This is a genomic window from Propionibacterium acidifaciens DSM 21887 (genome assembly GCF_000426605.1).
In the GTDB taxonomy this organism is placed as follows: Bacteria; Actinomycetota; Actinomycetes; order Propionibacteriales; family Propionibacteriaceae; genus Propionibacterium; species Propionibacterium acidifaciens.
The window spans coordinates 69,577-85,516 of record NZ_AUFR01000008.1 but is presented as its reverse complement, the minus strand read 5'-3'; the positions used below and the strand labels follow the sequence as shown (position 1 = coordinate 85,516).

At 69.1% G+C, this 15,940-nt stretch carries 13 protein-coding genes and 1 pseudogene; 5 read left to right on the top strand and 9 right to left on the bottom strand.

Annotated elements, in window-relative coordinates:
* Positions 1–267: 267 nt before the first annotated feature.
* The 4 genes and pseudogenes from K336_RS14355 to K336_RS20085 form a co-directional block, all read right to left on the bottom strand.
* Positions 268–918, bottom strand: a complete 651-nt coding sequence (locus tag K336_RS14355) for an alpha/beta fold hydrolase (protein ID WP_051245390.1) — start codon at positions 916–918, stop codon at positions 268–270.
* A complete protein-coding gene (locus K336_RS0104340; protein ID WP_028706382.1) occupies positions 915–1,718 on the bottom strand; it encodes a helix-turn-helix domain-containing protein in 804 nt (267 codons plus the stop codon). Before K336_RS0104340 ends, K336_RS14355 begins: the two co-directional genes overlap by 4 nt.
* Complete coding sequence (locus K336_RS20090) at positions 1,715–2,155, bottom strand: AAA family ATPase (protein WP_411431117.1); 441 nt, start codon at positions 2,153–2,155, stop codon at positions 1,715–1,717. The genes K336_RS0104340 and K336_RS20090 overlap by 4 nt, the downstream gene beginning before the upstream one ends.
* 452 nt (positions 2,156–2,607) lie before the next feature.
* Positions 2,608–2,940: pseudogene (locus K336_RS20085) on the bottom strand (AAA family ATPase); the annotation flags it as partial.
* Positions 2,941–3,104: 164 nt separating this feature from the next.
* On the opposite strand from K336_RS20085, the gene K336_RS0104325 reads away from it, so the two are divergent.
* A complete protein-coding gene (locus K336_RS0104325) occupies positions 3,105–3,542 on the top strand; it encodes a hypothetical protein (protein WP_028706381.1) in 438 nt (145 codons plus the stop codon).
* A 57-nt stretch (positions 3,543–3,599) separates the two neighbouring features.
* Here K336_RS0104325 and K336_RS0104320 read toward each other — a convergent pair whose 3' ends face one another.
* Positions 3,600–4,622 (bottom strand): LacI family DNA-binding transcriptional regulator, encoded by a 1,023-nt coding sequence (locus K336_RS0104320; protein ID WP_051245401.1) that lies wholly within the window; start codon positions 4,620–4,622, stop codon positions 3,600–3,602.
* Between the two features lie 253 nt (positions 4,623–4,875).
* Between K336_RS0104320 and K336_RS0104315 the strand changes: the two genes are divergently transcribed.
* Both K336_RS0104315 and K336_RS0104310 read left to right on the top strand, forming a co-directional pair.
* Entirely contained in the window at positions 4,876–7,944 is a 3,069-nt protein-coding gene (locus K336_RS0104315; protein WP_028706379.1) for a glycoside hydrolase family 2 TIM barrel-domain containing protein, read from the top strand.
* 40 nt (positions 7,945–7,984) lie between these two features.
* A complete protein-coding gene (locus tag K336_RS0104310; RefSeq protein ID WP_028706378.1) occupies positions 7,985–9,373 on the top strand; it encodes an MFS transporter in 1,389 nt (462 codons plus the stop codon).
* A gap of 92 nt (positions 9,374–9,465) precedes the next feature.
* Here K336_RS0104310 and K336_RS14350 read toward each other — a convergent pair whose 3' ends face one another.
* From K336_RS14350 to K336_RS0104290, 4 genes are all read right to left on the bottom strand, one after another.
* On the bottom strand, positions 9,466–10,734 hold the full coding sequence (locus K336_RS14350; protein WP_081660571.1) for a thiolase family protein: 1,269 nt from the start codon (positions 10,732–10,734) through the stop codon (positions 9,466–9,468).
* Entirely contained in the window at positions 10,731–11,690 is a 960-nt protein-coding gene (locus tag K336_RS14345; protein ID WP_051245389.1) for an AMP-binding enzyme, read from the bottom strand. Before K336_RS14345 ends, K336_RS14350 begins: the two co-directional genes overlap by 4 nt.
* 188 nt (positions 11,691–11,878) lie before the next feature.
* Positions 11,879–12,730, bottom strand: coding sequence for an ABC transporter ATP-binding protein (locus tag K336_RS0104295; RefSeq protein WP_043150254.1), 852 nt, complete (start codon positions 12,728–12,730; stop codon positions 11,879–11,881).
* A complete protein-coding gene (locus K336_RS0104290; protein WP_028706376.1) occupies positions 12,727–13,758 on the bottom strand; it encodes an iron-siderophore ABC transporter substrate-binding protein in 1,032 nt (343 codons plus the stop codon). The genes K336_RS0104295 and K336_RS0104290 overlap by 4 nt, the downstream gene beginning before the upstream one ends.
* 37 nt (positions 13,759–13,795) lie before the next feature.
* Here K336_RS0104290 and K336_RS0104285 point away from each other — a divergent pair, with 37 nt between their 5' ends.
* Both K336_RS0104285 and K336_RS14340 read left to right on the top strand, forming a co-directional pair.
* Positions 13,796–14,812: a FecCD family ABC transporter permease gene (locus K336_RS0104285; protein WP_028706375.1), complete on the top strand. Its 1,017-nt coding sequence runs from the start codon at positions 13,796–13,798 to the stop codon at positions 14,810–14,812.
* Positions 14,809–15,891 (top strand): FecCD family ABC transporter permease, encoded by a 1,083-nt coding sequence (locus tag K336_RS14340; protein WP_081660570.1) that lies wholly within the window; start codon positions 14,809–14,811, stop codon positions 15,889–15,891. Before K336_RS0104285 ends, K336_RS14340 begins: the two co-directional genes overlap by 4 nt.
* Positions 15,892–15,940 lie beyond the last annotated feature (49 nt).

Sequence of the window (15,940 nt, the reverse complement as noted above, 5' to 3'; positions counted from 1 at the left end):
CGCCGCAGGGTGCCGGACGGCGGCTGTCGGCAGGGCCCGTGCGGGAAAAACGTTCATGGTTTCAGCCGGCGGGCTCTTGGCGTGGAGTGCGGCCCAGGTCCGATCCTCATGAATGAGTTTCATGGGCCACACGCATTGCCGCGCGCGACTCCCGAGGGACTTCTCGAACCCTGCCGAGCCGTGGGATGAACTCCTGGCCGTGCGGTGCAGGACCCGGATCAAGAACCCACGCAGGAGCGGGGACACGGAGTTGTTTTCCCAAGCCGGTCACTGGCTCGTGCTGGTCCAAGGAGACCCGTCGGCGCCCCCGAGCGCCCCAGGATCGAGGACGTCAACGATGGCATCTGGCGCAGCCCGGTTGAGCTCATGGCCCGCCCCGGGCACGACATGGAGCGTCGCCTGCGGCAGAAGCTTCTGCAGCCGCCTCGACGCCTTCAGGTTCGCCCGGTCCCTTCCCCCGCACAAGATCGCCACCGGGCACACGATCTCGCTCAACCGCGGCGTGAGATCCAGTGACCGCATGGACCGGGCCAGTTCGATCACCTCACTCTTGGAGATGCCCATGCCGTCGAATGCCCTGCCCGGCATGCACCGGAACAGGAGATTCTGAAGGCCCATGAGCAGGCGGGGTGTCCTGTACTGCGCCCCGACGAGAACCAGTGAAGCCACTTCGTCCGGGTGCCGGATCGTGTAGTCCATGGCAAGAATCGCCCCCAGTGAGAGCCCGCAGAGGCGAAGCGACTCCGTCGTGCCCGCATACCGGTGCTCCAGATCGGCCAGCAGCCGGGAGTAGCTGACCTCGCCGGTCGTCTCGGCGAACAATTCCGGGCAGTCCACCTCACCGGCTCGAATCCGCGTGATCACGCCATCCCAGTCCTTGGCCGTCTGGCCCAGTCCATGTAGCAGAACGGTTCTCATCTCTGGTCAGCGTCCTCGTCCATGCGGCGGCGATCGATGAAATCCAATCCGAAGCAGACGAGAGCGAGGACAAGGGTGATGGCGCTGTTGAAGATCTCCGATGTGAGATTGCGGGTGCCTCGCCGAAGGAACGCGGTCGCCAAGTGAGTGATCGCTATCGGAACGGGGACCATGACGAGGAGGGAGAAACCGGCCGCCCGGTACCAGTTCGGCCAGAGCCTGCGGAAGATTCCGTACACCGCCCACAGGGCCGCGATCGACACCAGTGAGATGCAGGCGCCCAGGGTGAGGATGACGGATTTCTGCAGCAGCACGGACAGCAGTGCGAGGAGCGGGACGGGAACGATGCTCGCCATGAGCAGCGTCCTCAGGACAGGCCTCGTCCTGGCCGTCAGGCCCGGGACCAGTATGAGCCATCCCGCGACGATGGATGTGGCGGTGATGAGGGACCAGGACAGCTCGTCCGCAGTGAAGTAATCACAGATCAGGCACACGCAGATCGCGGTCAACGCCGCCGCGGAGAAGCTCACCAGCAGAATGCGCCTGCTGCGCTCGGACAATCTGTAGTTCCGTTTCCTGACGAGCAGCTCGTCGGGCTCGACCATGTCGTCCTTGATGAGGTAATCGGAGGACACGTTGAATATGTCGCTGAGCTGGGCGATGAAGAACAGGTCCGGTGAGGACTGGTTCAACTCCCATTTCGAAATGGTCAGCCTGGTGACCGTGATCCTTTCCGCCAAGGCCTCCTGGGAGAGTCCCTGCTGCCTTCTCAGTCGCTGTATTTTCTCGCCGGGGGTCATGTCACTCGCCTCCTGTTCCTCGGGTCTGTGACAACGGTAGCCAGCAGGCCGCCGATCGACCGCCAATCCTCACTGGAATGGACGCAACGATCCGTTGCGGCACCTCTCGTGTGCAGAAACGCTCTCGTTCGGGGCGGGTGGACTCGGCTGCTTGCCCGCCGTGCTTCCCATGCTGCCTCGGTGGCGCCATTGACCCGGTTCAGAACGACGATCTCGCCCAGCTCGAAATGGGAGACCAAAGGCACGGACTGAGTGGCCAGGATGACCTTGTGGCCATTGCGGCCGGCGATGCGGGCCATCTCGGCGAGCAGGCCGATCGCTGCCGGGTGAAGTCCGAGCTCCGGTTCGTCCAGAACCACGGTTGCCGGAAGATCGGGTCCGAGTAACAAGGTGGCCAAGCAGATGAAGCGCAGCGTGCCATCACTGGCCTCATGGATTGTGAAAACGCGATCCAGTCCCCGTTGTCTCCAGCGCAGCTCGATAAAACTGAAGTATCTGGCAGGAGAACGAAATCATCGAAGAAAGGAGTGACATGTCGAATGGCGGAAACAATCCTCAGGTAGTGCTCAGGGTGTTCGGTTTGGACCCGGTAGAGGTAGACGGCAATGTTCGCGGCGTCCGAGTGCAGGCTCAAGTTGTCGCCGGCCCGTGGCCTGCTTTTGACTGGCGCGTTGCTGGAGACATCATCGAAATGGAAGACTCGACATCCTTCAAGGATGGGGCGAACGTAGGTGGCGAAATTATGGAGTCGTTTTCCAGCAGTTTCCGATTCGACGATGTGTCGGACTTTGCTCTGCAGGCTGAGTCCCAAGTCTTCGTCATAGGGGCGTTGCCACTCGCGGCCGGCTTGGAAGAGCAGCCATTCGTGCAGTTCTGCTACTACTTCTGAGTTGAAAACCTGTATCGGGATGGCAGATATTTCTACGCGATAGCCGTTCCGATGGTCCTGTTCGTCGAACTCCGATAGGAGTTCGACGAAGATGTGCTCGGCGGTTTCTTCGTAGTTCTCGAAGAGTAGGTTGCCGACTCCTCCGCGCTGTTTCAGGTATTCATGGAAACTGCCGTCCCAGATGCGTGAGACCAGTTCCAAGGCGCTCACCAGATTCGATTTCCCTGAGCCGTTGGCCCCGATGAGCACGGTGACGTCTGAGGTGAGATCCAGCTCAAGCTGGCGGATCGATCTGAACCCCTCCACGACAAGGCGTCCCAATCTTGCACTCATGTGTCGAGTCTAGTTGCTGGCTTGAGATGTGGACAGGCGTTGAGCGAAGTGGGCCCGAGCCATAAGCCAGTCGATGGGCTGACAGTTCGGGGCCGGGGGAGCGGGCCGGTCGGGTCGTGCGCGATGATGGGTTCACCGCATCCCCTGCCCGCGGGAGGTCTGCCATGTCCACGGAGCTGTCACGGCTCAGGTCCGGTCCCGACGCCGGTGAACAGCCCGGCGGGGTCGGTCTCGGCCGCATCGACGTCGTCGCCCCGGGCCTGGCCAAGGACGTCATCGACGGCGCTCGGCAGGTCTGGTTGACGGTGGCTGGCCTCGACCACGAGGCCTTCACCGACGGCAGGGCCAGGGCCACCCTGCCGGGCTGGTTCCGCAGGGCCTGCCGGCGTCGCCCGGCCGGTTCCGACAGGATCTGGGACGTCGACGCCTGGCTGCCCTGGGCCGACCCGGGGGAGCGTCCCTGGCGCTGGTGGGACGCCGACGTCGTGGACGAGGACCGCGGCTGGGTGAGCATCGTCCTGTCCGAGCAGCCCTGCCCGGTCGGTGTCCTGGAGGCCACCTTCTACGCCCTCGGCGCCACGCGGGTCGACGCCGATTTCTGACCGCGGGCCGGTCGCCCGCCGTCATGGTCCCGTCCGGTTCTCAAGAGGGCCGACGCGTCAGGCCGGAGGCGCCGCGGTGCTGGCCCGCACGACGAGCCTGGTCGGGATGATGACATGGCTCTCCTCGAGCGGCCGCCCCTGGGCCTGGGCGAGCACGAGCCGGACCATCTCGGCGCCGGCGCGACGGAAGTCCTGCTGGACGGTGGTCAGCGGGGGGAAGGCGTACTCGCCCAGCGGTAGTCCGTCGAAGCCCACGACGGAGACGTCCTCGGGCACCCGCCTGCCCGACTCGTGCAGGGCCCGTATCAGCCCGAGCGCCACCTCGTCGTTGGCGCAGAGGACCGCGGTGACCTCCGGGTCCCCGGCCAGCTCGAGCCCGGCCGCGTAGCCGTCGCTCGCCTCCCAGCCGCCCGAGACCGGCTCGGGCGCGGCGATCCCCGCCTCGGCCAGGCAGTGCGCCCACGCCGCGGACCGGACGTGTGCCGAACGCGAATCCGCCGGGCCCGCGATGTGATGCACCGTGCGGTGGCCCAGCCCCAGAAGATGACTCATCGCCTCGCGCACGCCCTGCACCTGGTCCGCCGACGCGGACGGATAGCGTCCGGCGAGCGCCGAGTCGGAGGAGGCCACCGGAAGGCCGGCCGGCAGCGCCAGGTGCTCCGCCGTGGCGGTCCCGGCCTGGACGATCACCAGGCCGTCGATCGACTGCTGGGCGAGCCGGCCCACGGCCCGGCCCATCTCCGCGCCATCGGGATGGGCGACCTGCGCCATGACGACCGTGTACCCGGCCTGTGCTGCTGCCTCCAGGACGCCGCTGGTCGTCCATGCCTCACCGGTGCGCTGGATCTGCTGGGTGAGCACGCCGATCGTGTGGAAGGCGCCGCTGCGCAGTGCCTGGGCGGCCTTGTTCGGTGTGTAGCCGAGCTTGTCCATCGCCTGCAGGACCAGCTCCCTGGTCCTGTCGCTCACGTTCGGTGCGCCGCGGGAGACCCTCGACACCGTCTGCGAGGAGACGCCCGCGAGCCGCGCGACGTCGATGATCGACGGCGCGCCTGCCGCGCCAGGACGTGTGCCTCCCATGGGCCGGACCATACCAAGTCGGCCCGAGCGATCCGTCAACATGATTGTTGACGTCGACAATTTTGTCGGATTGACCACGAGTTCGGGTCATTTATTCCGCGCTGACTTGACGTCAACGGTGGTGTGGTGCATGATGTTAACGATATCACTCAAAGGTGCGGCTCCGCCCGGGCTGCATCCCCTCAGAACACCTGGTGCCCGCCTCGGAGCAGAGGCCCGCCAGGCAGACGTCACAAGGGAAGGAACGCCGACGATGATCGTTCCCAGGCACTACGAGGACCTCTCGGTGCTGCACGAGAACACCCTGCCCACCCGCGCCTACTACGTTCCCGGCTCGCCCCGCAGCGGCCACGACCCGCTCGACCGGGAGTCCTCGGACCGGTTCCAGCTGCTCAACGGCGACTGGGACTTCCGCTACTACGACAGCGTCCACGAGCTCACCGACGCCTTCTACGCCACGGACCACGAGCCGCAGGACTTCGTTCCCATCAAGGTTCCCGGCAGCTGGCAGCACCAGGGCTACGACCGGCACCAGTACACGAACGTGCGGTACCCGATCCCGCTGGACCCGCCGTACGTGCCGCATGACAACCCGGCCGGCGCCTACCTGACCGAGTTCGACCACGTCCCGGACGCTGCCGCCCCCGTGGTGAGCCTCGTCTTCGAGGGCGTGGACTCGTGCTTCTACGTCTGGCTCAACGGCACCTACATCGGCTACAGCCAGGTCTCGCACGCCACCGCGGAGTTCGACGTCACCGAGCAGATCGTCCCGGGTCGCAACCGGCTGGCGGTCCTCGTCCTGAAGTGGTGCGACGGCACCTACCTGGAGGACCAGGACAAGTTCCGCACCAGCGGCATCTTCCGCGACGTCTTCCTGCTCAGGCGCCCGGCCGCGGCGCTCTTCGACTACTTCACGACGACGCAGCTGGGCGAGGGGACCGCCACCGTCACCGTGCGGGCCGCCTTCCGCGGCGGCGAGGTGTCGACCCGGCTCGAGCTGGCCGACGCCGACGGCGCCCCGGTCGCCGGAGCCGTCCTGGAACCCTTCGGCGCCGACCCGCAGTTCACGCACCGGGCCGTCGTGACCGTGCCCCGACCGCACCTGTGGAGCGCCGAGGACCCCTATCTCTACACGCTCACCCTCAGCTGCCCCGACGAGGTCATCAGGGACCGGGTCGGCCTGCGCGAGGTGCGGACCGACGGGCCGGTCCTGCTCGTCAACGGCGCGCCGGTCACGCTGCGCGGCGTCAACCGGCACGACAGCGATCCGGTCACCGGGCCCACCATCGGCCTGGACCACATCCGCCGCGACATGCGGCTCATGAAGCAGTACAACGTCAACGCGATCCGCTCCTCGCACTACCCCAACTGCCCGCAGTTCTACCAGCTGTGCGACGAGTACGGCTTCTACGTCATGTCGGAGGCCGACAACGAGAGCCACGGCACCCAGACGCAGTTCCTCGCCGATGACTCCTGGCCCAACGTCGTCGAGCACTGGAACGAGCGGATCGCCAACAATCCCGCCTGGATCGAGCCCACGCTCGACCGGGTCCGGCTGTGCGTCGAGCGCGAGAAGAACCGTCCGTGCATCATCTCCTGGTCGGCGGGCAACGAGTGCGCCTACGGCTGGACCTTCGAGGCGGCGCTGCTGTGGATGAAGCAGTTCGACCCCAGCCGCGTCACCCACTACGAGAGCGCCTACTACCGCTCGGGCGACCGGCGCTACGACTACTCGAGCATCGACCTGTACAGCCGCATGTACCCGAGCCTGGACGAGATCCACGCCTACCTGGACGACGAGCCCGACAAGCCGCTGATCCTCGTCGAGTACTGCCACTCCATGGGCAACGGGCCGGGCGACCTGGAGGAGTACTGGCAGCTCATCAACGCCGACGAGCGCATGTGCGGCGGCTTCGTCTGGGAGTGGTGCGACCACGCGGTGCGCGCCGGTACCACCGCGGACGGGCGGCCGATCCACCTGTACGGCGGCGACCACGGCGAACGGGTCCACGACGGGAACTTCTGCGTCGACGGGCTCGTCTCGCCCGAGCGGGAACCCCACCCCGGCCTGCTGGAACTCGGCAACGTCCAGCGCCCGGTGCGGGTCACCGCCCTCGACCTCGCCGCCGGCACGGTCACCCTGCGCAACGACCTGGACTTCACCGATCTCGCCGGCTACGCCGAGGTCTCCTACACGTTGACGCGCGACGGCGAGCTCGTCGACGAGGGGCCCGTCGAACTGCCCGCCTCCGTGCCGCCCCACACGAGCGCGACGGTGCCGCTGCGCATCGAGACCCCTGCCAGCGGCTGCTGCTTCCTCACGCTGCGCTACCGCCTGGCCGAGCCCCGGCCACTGCTGGAGGCCGGCCACGAGCTGGGTTTCGACGAGATCGAGGTGCCCACCGCCGAGCCCCGCCTGCGCGAGGCCGCGGCGCTGCTCGGCCGCGCTGCCGGCGGGCCCACGCCCGGCACCGTGCAGGACGAGGAGGCCATCACCGTGCGCGGCGAGGACTTCGAGTACTGCTTCGACCGGAGCACCGGCCTGCCGCGCACCATGACCGTCGGCGGTGAACGGCTGCTCGACCGGCCGGCCGAGGTCAACATCTGGCGCGCCCCCACCGACAACGACCGCTCCATTCAGCTGGAGTGGCTGCGGGCCCGCTACGACCAGACGAGCACCCGCGCCTACAGCACCGCCGTGTCGACGACCCCCACCGGGCAGGTGTTCGTCGATGCCACGATGGCGCTCGTCGCCCCGACCGTCCAGCCCATCGCCCGTCTCGGGGCGCGCTGGACGATCGGTTCCGACGGCTCACTGGCCCTCGACCTGAACGCCCAGCGCGACACGGAGTTCCCCTTCCTGCCGCGCTTCGGACTGCGCCTGTTCCTGCCCCGGCGGCTGGACGCCGTGCGCTACTTCGGGCTCGGCCCCCAGGAGAGCTACGTCGACAAGCACCGCGCCTGCCACCACGGCATGTTCACCAGCTCCGTCGCCGATCTGGGGCACGACTACATCCGTCCGCAGGAGAACGGCAGCCGCGCCGACTGCGAGCTGGTCGAGCTGACCGGGCCGGGGCTTGCCCTGACCGTCGTCGGCGCGCGGCGGTTCTCGTTCAACGCCTCCGCCTGGACGCAGGAGGAACTGACCCGCGCCCGGCACGACGTCGAGCTGGAACCCTGCGGCTCCACGGTCCTGTGTCTCGACGCGGCGATGTCGGGCATCGGCTCCAACAGCTGCGGGCCGGCCCTGCTGGAGCGGTACCGCGTCGACGACGCGGAACTGAAGCTCAACCTGCGGCTCGTCCCCGCCCTCACCAACTGACCACCCGCCAACCACTCGTTCCCTGGAGAAAGGTGAACTCATGCCAGAGAAGAAGTACCTGAGGTGGTACAACAAGGTCGGCTACGGATCCGGCGACGTCGCCGGGAACGTCGTGTACGCCCTCCTGTCGGCGTTCGTCATGATCTACCTGACCGACACGGTCGGTCTCAACGCGGGCGTCGTCGGCACGCTGATGATGGTCTCGAAGCTGTTCGACGGCTTCTCGGACTTCGTCTTCGGCACGCTCCTCGACAAGACCCAGACCAGGATGGGCAAGGCCCGCCCGTGGATGCTGTGGGCCTTCTTCGGCTGTGCCGCGATGATCATCGCCATCTTCGCGATCCCGGTGAGCCTGGGCGACACCGCCAAGTACGCCTGGTTCTTCATCGCCTACACGCTGCTCAATGCCGTCTTCTACACCGCGAACAACATCGCCTATTCCACACTGACGGCGCTCATCACCAAGAACAGCTCCGAACGCGTCCAGATGGGCTCGATCCGGTTCATGTTCGCCTTCGGCACCAGCCTGACCATCCAGACGATCACCGTCGAGGGTGTCAAGATGCTCGGCGGAGGCGCGGAGGGCTGGCGGACCATCGCCATCATCTACGCTCTCGTCGGCCTGGCGGTGAACACGATCTCCGTGCTGTCGGTCAAGGAGCTCTCGCCCGAGGAACTCACCGAGATCGACGACGCCGAGGCCGCCCGGCAGGCCGAGAAGGTCTCGGTCGCCGAGTCCTTCAAGCTGCTGGCACACAACAAGTACTACCTGGTCATCCTCGTCATCTTCATCATGACCCAGATGTTCACCGCGACCCTCAACATGGGCATCTACTTCATGACGTACATCCTGGGCAATGCCAACCTCCTGGGCCCCTTCGCATGGGCCATCAACATCCCGCTCATCGTCGGGCTGCTCTTCGCGCCCGCGGTCGTGGCGAAGTTCGGTGGCATGTACAAGGTGAACATCGTCGGCTACATCATCGCCGTCCTCGGACGGCTGGGGGTGGCGGGCGCCGCCTACCTGGGCAATGTCCCGCTCATGATGTTCTTCTCGGGCGTCGCCTCCCTCGGCATGAGCCCGCTGCAGGGCACGCTCAACGCGCTCATCGCCGAGGCCTCCGAGAACACCTTCCTGCGGTTCGGCAAACGTATCGACGGCCTCATGTTCTCGTGCACCTCACTCGGGGTGAAGGTCGGCGGTGGTCTGGGCACGGCGCTGGCCGGCTGGTTGCTGTCGTCCAGCGGCTACGTCGCCAACGCCGAGGCGCAGGCGCACTCGGTGATCGCCATGCTCTACTTCATGTACCTGTGGATCCCGGCCATCGCCAATGCGATCATCCTGTTCCTGCTGTGGAGGCTCGACGTCGAGAGAGCCAACGAGCGTCTGCGGGCCGCCGCGGCCGACCCGGAGGCCGCGCCGGCCTGAGACAAGGACCCGTGCGGCCCGGCCCCTGTGCGATGGGAGGGGGCCGGGCCGCACGTCATGCGGGTTCTGGCGGTGCCGGGCCGCGTGCCCGGTCACCTGCCCATCCGGACGGACGTCAAGGGCGCGGCTCCGCCGACGGCCCGTGCGCGGCGATCCGCCCGGTGCGCCGGTTGCTGCCCAGCCGGGGCCGTGGCGGCACGGGCCGGCCGTTGCCCCGGGCGCTGGCGGGCAGCTGTCCAGCGCGCCGTCTCGACGACCACGGCCGTGCCCTGACCGCCCCCGATCGCGATGGCCGCCAGGCCGTATCGTCCCCGGCCCTGGCGGACCAGCTGACTGAACAACCGGGTCAGCAGGATCGCTCCGGATGCGGCCCAGGGATGCCCCAGTGCGATCGCGCCGCCCTGCGGGCAGTTGCGTCCCTGATCGATGCCCAGGGCGTCAAGGCAGGCGAGTACCTGCCCGGCGAAGGCCTCGTTGAACTCGATGACGTCGAGCTGGTCGGGGGCGATGCCGCTGCGCTCGAGGGCGAGCCGGCAGGCCGGGACGATTCCCCAGCCGGGGCGGGCCGGGTCGCAGGTGGCCGAGCAGAGTGCCAGGATGCGCAGCCCCGGGCTCCGGTGCCGAGCCCAGGTGTCCTCGTCGGCCATGAGCACGGCGGCCGCCCCGTCGTTGATGCCGCACGAGTTCGCGGCTGTGACGGTGCCGTCGCTGCGGAAGATGGGCCGGAAACGGGCCAGCCGCTCGATGCTGAAGCCGGACCGGGGCCGTTCGTCGCGGTCCCTGCCGCTGATGGGAAGGATCTCGGCGGTGAACAGCCCGGCCTCCTGTGCCGCAAGGGCCCGCCGGTGGGAGTCCACCGCGTAGGCATCCTGACGTTGTCGGCCGATACCGCGCTCGGCGGCCAGCGCATCGGCCGCCTCACCCATCTCGGGGTCCGGCCAGCCCGGCGGGGAGAAGGGCGCCCGCTCGTAGCGCTGGGCAGGTCCTCCACCGGCCGGTGGCCAGTAGGTCAGCGGCTCGGTCGAGACGGCCTGGACGCCTCCTGCGATGACGTATCCGGGCTCGGCCGTCAGCCAGTGGTGGCCCACCTCGACGGCGGCCAGCCCCGAGCCGCACTGACGGTCGACGCTCAGTGCCGGTGTCCCGTCCAGGCCGGCTGCGAGGGCGGCGACCCGGGCGACATTGCCGCCGGGGCCCCGCACAGTGCCCAGGACGATCTGCCGGATCAGTTCGGGCGCGGGGCAGGATCGCACCAGCTCGGCGAGCACGGGGGCGGCCAGGTCGGTGGTGCTCATGGTGCGCCACATGCCGCGGGCCGAGCCGATCGCGGTGCGCCGGGCGTCGACGACGTAGACGCTCATCGCAGCCCCTCGGCCAGCCGGTGCAGGTCGATCTTCCCGGTCGCCGTCCTGGGCAGGCGGGGGACGACCCGCCAGACGCGAGGCCGCTGCGGGCCGGACAGATTCCGGCGGGCCCAGCCCCTGACGTGGCGCAGGTCGTCGTGGCTGGTCGTGACCGCGGCCAGTACCTGTCCCAGCTCGGGGTGCGGAAGACCGAGCAGCACCACCTCGCCGTGGGCATGTGCGGCGAGCCTGGCCCGCAGCGGCGCCAGCTCGACGGTCGCCCCGGCGGTCGTGATCGCCCCGGCCCTGCCCCACACCTGGAGCAGCCCGTTGTCGAGCCTGCCGCGGTCGCCCACGGTGACGAAACCGTCCGCGCGCCGCCGGAGCGCGCCCGGCTCCCCCGGGGCGGGACAACCGTCGGCCAGCCAGGGAGAGCGCACCCAGATGCGGTCGTCGGCGGTGTCGATCTCCACGGCCTCGAAGGGGCGCAGGTCCTGCGCATGCCGGCCGAGTGCGACGAGCGAGAGCTCCGCGGCGCCGTAATAGTGCACCACGTCCCAGCCAAGAGCGGTGGCCCGCTGCCAGAGCGCCCGGGACAACCCGTCCCCGGCGACGAGAGCCTTCATCGGCGCGTGGCTGTCGAGCGCCCTGGCCAGCCAGGACGGGGTCAGCGTCGCCCAGCTCGCGCCCTCGGGCCGAGAGTCCCAGACGGCCCCGGCGTACTCGCACAGGCAGGCCGAGAAGAGGTTCATCGTCGAGTCGAGGGGCCCGGGTATCCACATCCTGTCGCCGGCATGAAGCCCCGTGCGCTCGATCAACGGCGCGAAGGAGCGGGTCCACGAGCACGTGCTGCGCACGATCGTGCGCGCCGCACCGGTGGTGCCGGAGGTGCGCAGAGCGATCGGTGTTCCCTCGCGGTGGGCACGCCAGAATGCGGTGGTCGGCTCGGGGACGTCGAGTCGTACGGTCCTCATGCGATCAGCTCTCCCAGACAAGCACCCTCACAGGGCTGAACATTGTTCAATAGCTGTGCAGTGTAGCACAGGGCTGAACATTGTTCAATAGCTGTGCAGTGTAGCTTCCGGCGGGTCTCTCGGCCGGGGCTGGGCGGTTCCGAGTGGGTGCGGGTCGATCGGGTCGGGGCCGGCTCCGGGTGCTCCGGTCAGCTCCGGCGCGGCGCCTGCGGCAGTACGAGGGGGGTGCCGGTGATCGGGTCGGTGAGGACGCTGACCGGCAGCCCATAGGCCTGCTCCACCAGCTCGGGCGTGACGACATCGGCCGGTGCGCCGCTCGCCAGGATCGTGCCGTCGCGCATGGCGATGATCTCGTCGGCGTAGCGGCAGGCCTGGTTGAGATCGTGCAGCACGGCGACGATCGTCGTCCCCAGTTCGCGGTTGAGCTCGCGGCACAGGTCGAGGACGTCCACCTGGTGGGCCAGATCGAGATAGGTGGTCGGTTCGTCGAGGAGCAGGACGTCGGTCTGCTGGGCGAGGGCCATGGCGATCCACACCCGCTGGCGCTGGCCGCCCGACAGATTCGTCACCGGTCGCTTCGCCAGCGGGGCCACATGGGTGCGTTCCATCGCGATGCGCACCTGCTTCTCGTCCTCGACCGACCAGGGCCGCAGCAGGCCCTGATGGGGGTAGCGGCCGCGCGCCACCAGCTCGCGCACGGTGATGCCGTCCGGGGCCAGCGAGGACTGGGCGAGGAAACCGACCCGCCGGGCCAGCGCCTTCGGCGAATACGAGTGCACGTCGCGCCCGTCCAGCAGCACCTGCCCGCCGGCGGGGGCGAGCACCCTGCTCAGCGCGCGCAGCAGGGTCGACTTGCCGCAGGCGTTGGGGCCGAGGATGACGGTGAACGCGCCGGGGGTGATGTCCACGTCGAGGTGCTCGATGACCGGGTCGCCGTGCGGATAGCTCATCACCAGCTCCCGCGCACTGAGGCCGGGAGTCGCCCGCGGTCTGCCCTGCGGGCCCGAACCGGGTGTGCCGTCCCGCAGGACCTGGCTCATCCGATGTGTTCCTTCAGCACGGCCATCGCCGTGGCGGCAGCGGTGGGACCGGCGTTCAGGTAGAAGGGGTCGTTGTCGACCTGCACGGCCTGGTCGTTCGACACCGCGCCCAAGGTGCCCCACAGCGGCAGCGAGGTCACCTCGCTGCCGTCGCCGGACTGGACGCCGTAGAAGATCCAGTCGGCGTCGGCCTGGTCGAGGCTCTCGTCGTCGATGTCCTGCGAGGTGTCCTCGAAGCGCTGGCTGTCGGGGCGACTCAGGCCGGCGTCCTCGGCCAGTGAACCGGGGAACGAGGCCAGGCCGTAGACGCGGGTCCGGTCGGAGGTCTTGTTGAGGAACGAGACGGTCGGCACGGTCGACAGGCCGGCGCCCCAGCCGGCGGCGTCCTCCTGGTAGCTCGTCAGCCAGTCCTGCGCCTGGCCGAGCCTGCCGAGGGCATCGGCGATGAGCTGGAAGTCCTGCTTCCAGTACAGCCCGGTGCCCTTCGTGACGACGGTCGGCGCCAGCGCCGTGAGGCTCTCGTAGAGGCTGTCGATGTTCTTGCCGGCCGAGTTCACCAGGATGAGGTCGGCGTCGAGGTTCGCGATCGACTCGATGCTCGGCTCGGTGCGGCTCCCGACATAGGTGATGGCGTCCAGCCCGGCCGCGTTGTCGGGGAAGGCGTCGTAGAGGTACTGCGGAACCATCTTGGAACCGTCGACCCCGGTGGAGCCGACGGGCACGATGCCCATGGTGAGGGCGACATCGAGCTGGCCGGTCGAGATGACGACGAGCCGCTGCGGCTCGTTCTCGATCGTCGTCTCCCCCTTGTGGTGGGCGACGGTGCGCGGCCAGGCGCCGTCGGCGGCGCCACTGCCCATGCCCTCGGCCATGCTGCGGGGCACGAGGTAGCTGGCCGGCGCGGAGGTCGAGGAGGCGGATGATCCGGAGCCGGATGAGCCTGAGTTGTCGGAGGAGCAGCCGGCGAGGGCGGCGGCCGCGGCGAGGGCGCCGAGGCTGAACGTGCGGCGCTGAATACGTGCAGTCATGAGGTAAGCCTAAACTTGCTGATAGTAGTCTCTCGGTGTGTCTCAGATCCCTGCGCTGTCAGCTGAAAAGCGTTGCCGGACAGCCGCTGGCGTCCTGTTCGGACTCGCCGTCATCGTGCTGCTGGCGTTCGTCAGCATGTCCATCGGCTCACGCCAGCTCACGCTCGCCCAGGTGTGGGAGGGGCTCGCCGCGCACGACCGCAGCGCCGCCTCGATCATCGTCTGGCAGCTGCGGCTGCCCCGTACCGTGGTGGCCGTCGTCGTGGGCGCCGCCCTCGGCGCGGCCGGAGTCGTCATGCAGGCCCTCACCCGCAACCCGCTCGCCGAGCCCGGTGTCCTGGGCGTCAACGCGGGAGCCTCCTTCGCCGTCGTCCTGGCCATCGCCGTCGGGGGTGTGAGTGCGGTCTCCGGCTACGTCTGGTTCTCGTTCATCGGCTCCGCGGCGGCCGCCCTCCTCGTCCAGACGATGGCCAGGCGCCGACCCGGCGCAGGACACGCGCGCCTGGTCCTCGCCGGTGTCGCGCTCGCCGCGGCGCTCAACGCGGTGACCGGCACCGTCACCATGTACGACACCGCGGCCTTCGACTCCTACCGGTTCTGGACTCTCGGGTCCTTCGCCGACCGCGACCTGGCCACGTTCGCCTGGACCACCCCGTTCATCGCGGCCGGTCTGCTCATCGCGCTGGCCTGCGGACGCAGTCTCAACGTCCTGGCCCTCGGCGACGAGCAGGCCACCGCCCTCGGCGCCCGGCTCGGCCTCGTGCGGGCCGCCTCACTGGTGGCCATCACCCTGCTGTGCGGGGCGGCGACCGCCGCGGCCGGGCCGATCGGTTTCGTCGGGCTGGTCGTCCCCCACGTCCTGAGGCTCGTCGTCGGTCCCGACCAGCGCCGCCTGCTGCCGCTGTCGATCGTCGGCGGCCCGATCCTGGTGCTCGCCGCCGACATCGCAGGCCGCGTCATCACCCGGCCGGACGAGATCGAGGCGGGCGTCGTCACGGCCTTCGTCGGCGCGCCGGTGCTGCTCTCCCTGGTCGTGTACAGGAGGGGACGATGAGCACCCGACCGGACGGCGGCACGCGGACGGACCTCTGGCACGACGGAGCCGCGGCCCCATCGCTGCCCCTGCCCGCCGGCGCCCGCCTGCCGGTGCGCCCGCGCGCCGTGGCCGTCACTGCGGCCCTCGTTCTCGTCGCGGGTCTCGTCGCCGTGCTGGCCGTCGCGACCGGCTCCTACGAGCTCGACCTCGCCGGTGTCCTCCAGGTCCTGCAGGGCGGCGGCTCCGAGACGGACCGGTTCATCGTCCTCGACCAGCGACTCCCGCGCGCCATCGCGGCCTGGCTCGCCGGCGCCGGCCTGGGGCTGTCGGGCGCCGTCTTCCAGTCGCTCTCCCGCAACCCGCTGGGCAGCCCCGACATCGTCGGGTTCACCACCGGCGCCAGCGCGGGCGGCCTCATCGTCATCATCTGCATGGGCGCCCCCGGTGTCGCCACACTGGCCCTCGGCACCGTGGCCGGTGGTCTCCTCACCGCGGCGCTCGTCATCGTGGCGACGGTCCGCCGTGGCATGGCAGGCGAGAACCTCGTCCTGGCCGGCATCGCCATCGCCGCCATGATCTCGGCGGTCAACGAGTACCTCATCAGCCGCGCCCCGCTCGAGTCCGCCGAGGCGGCGAAGGCCTGGCAGTTCGGCAGCCTCAACACGATCGGCTGGTCCCAGACCGGGGTGCTGGCGGCCGGGCTGGTCGTCCTGCTGCCGCAGCTGGCCTGGCTGGCCCGCCCCTCACGCATTCTCGAACTCGGCGACGACACGGCCGCCGGCCTGGGGGTGCGCCCGGGGCGGCAGCGCCTCGCCATGCTCGTCTACGGCGTCCTGCTCGTCGCGGCCGTCGTGTCGGTCACCGGGCCGATCGGCTTCCTCGCCCTGGCCGCCCCGCAGCTGGCCCGCCGCCTGGCCGGTACGCCCGGGATCGCCCTCTGGCCGGCCGTCGCGATGGGCGGGGCGCTGCTCGGCGCCGCCGATCTGCTGGCCCAGCGGCTGCTCGCCCCCTTCCAGATCCCCGTCGGCCTGGTCAGCTCGGCGATCGGTGGTCTCTACCTGCTGTGGCTGCTCGGCTTCAGCAGGCGCGATGGCTGATCGCTGCGAGCCATGTGCCGCACCCCCAACGGGGCTCGCCGGCCCCGCA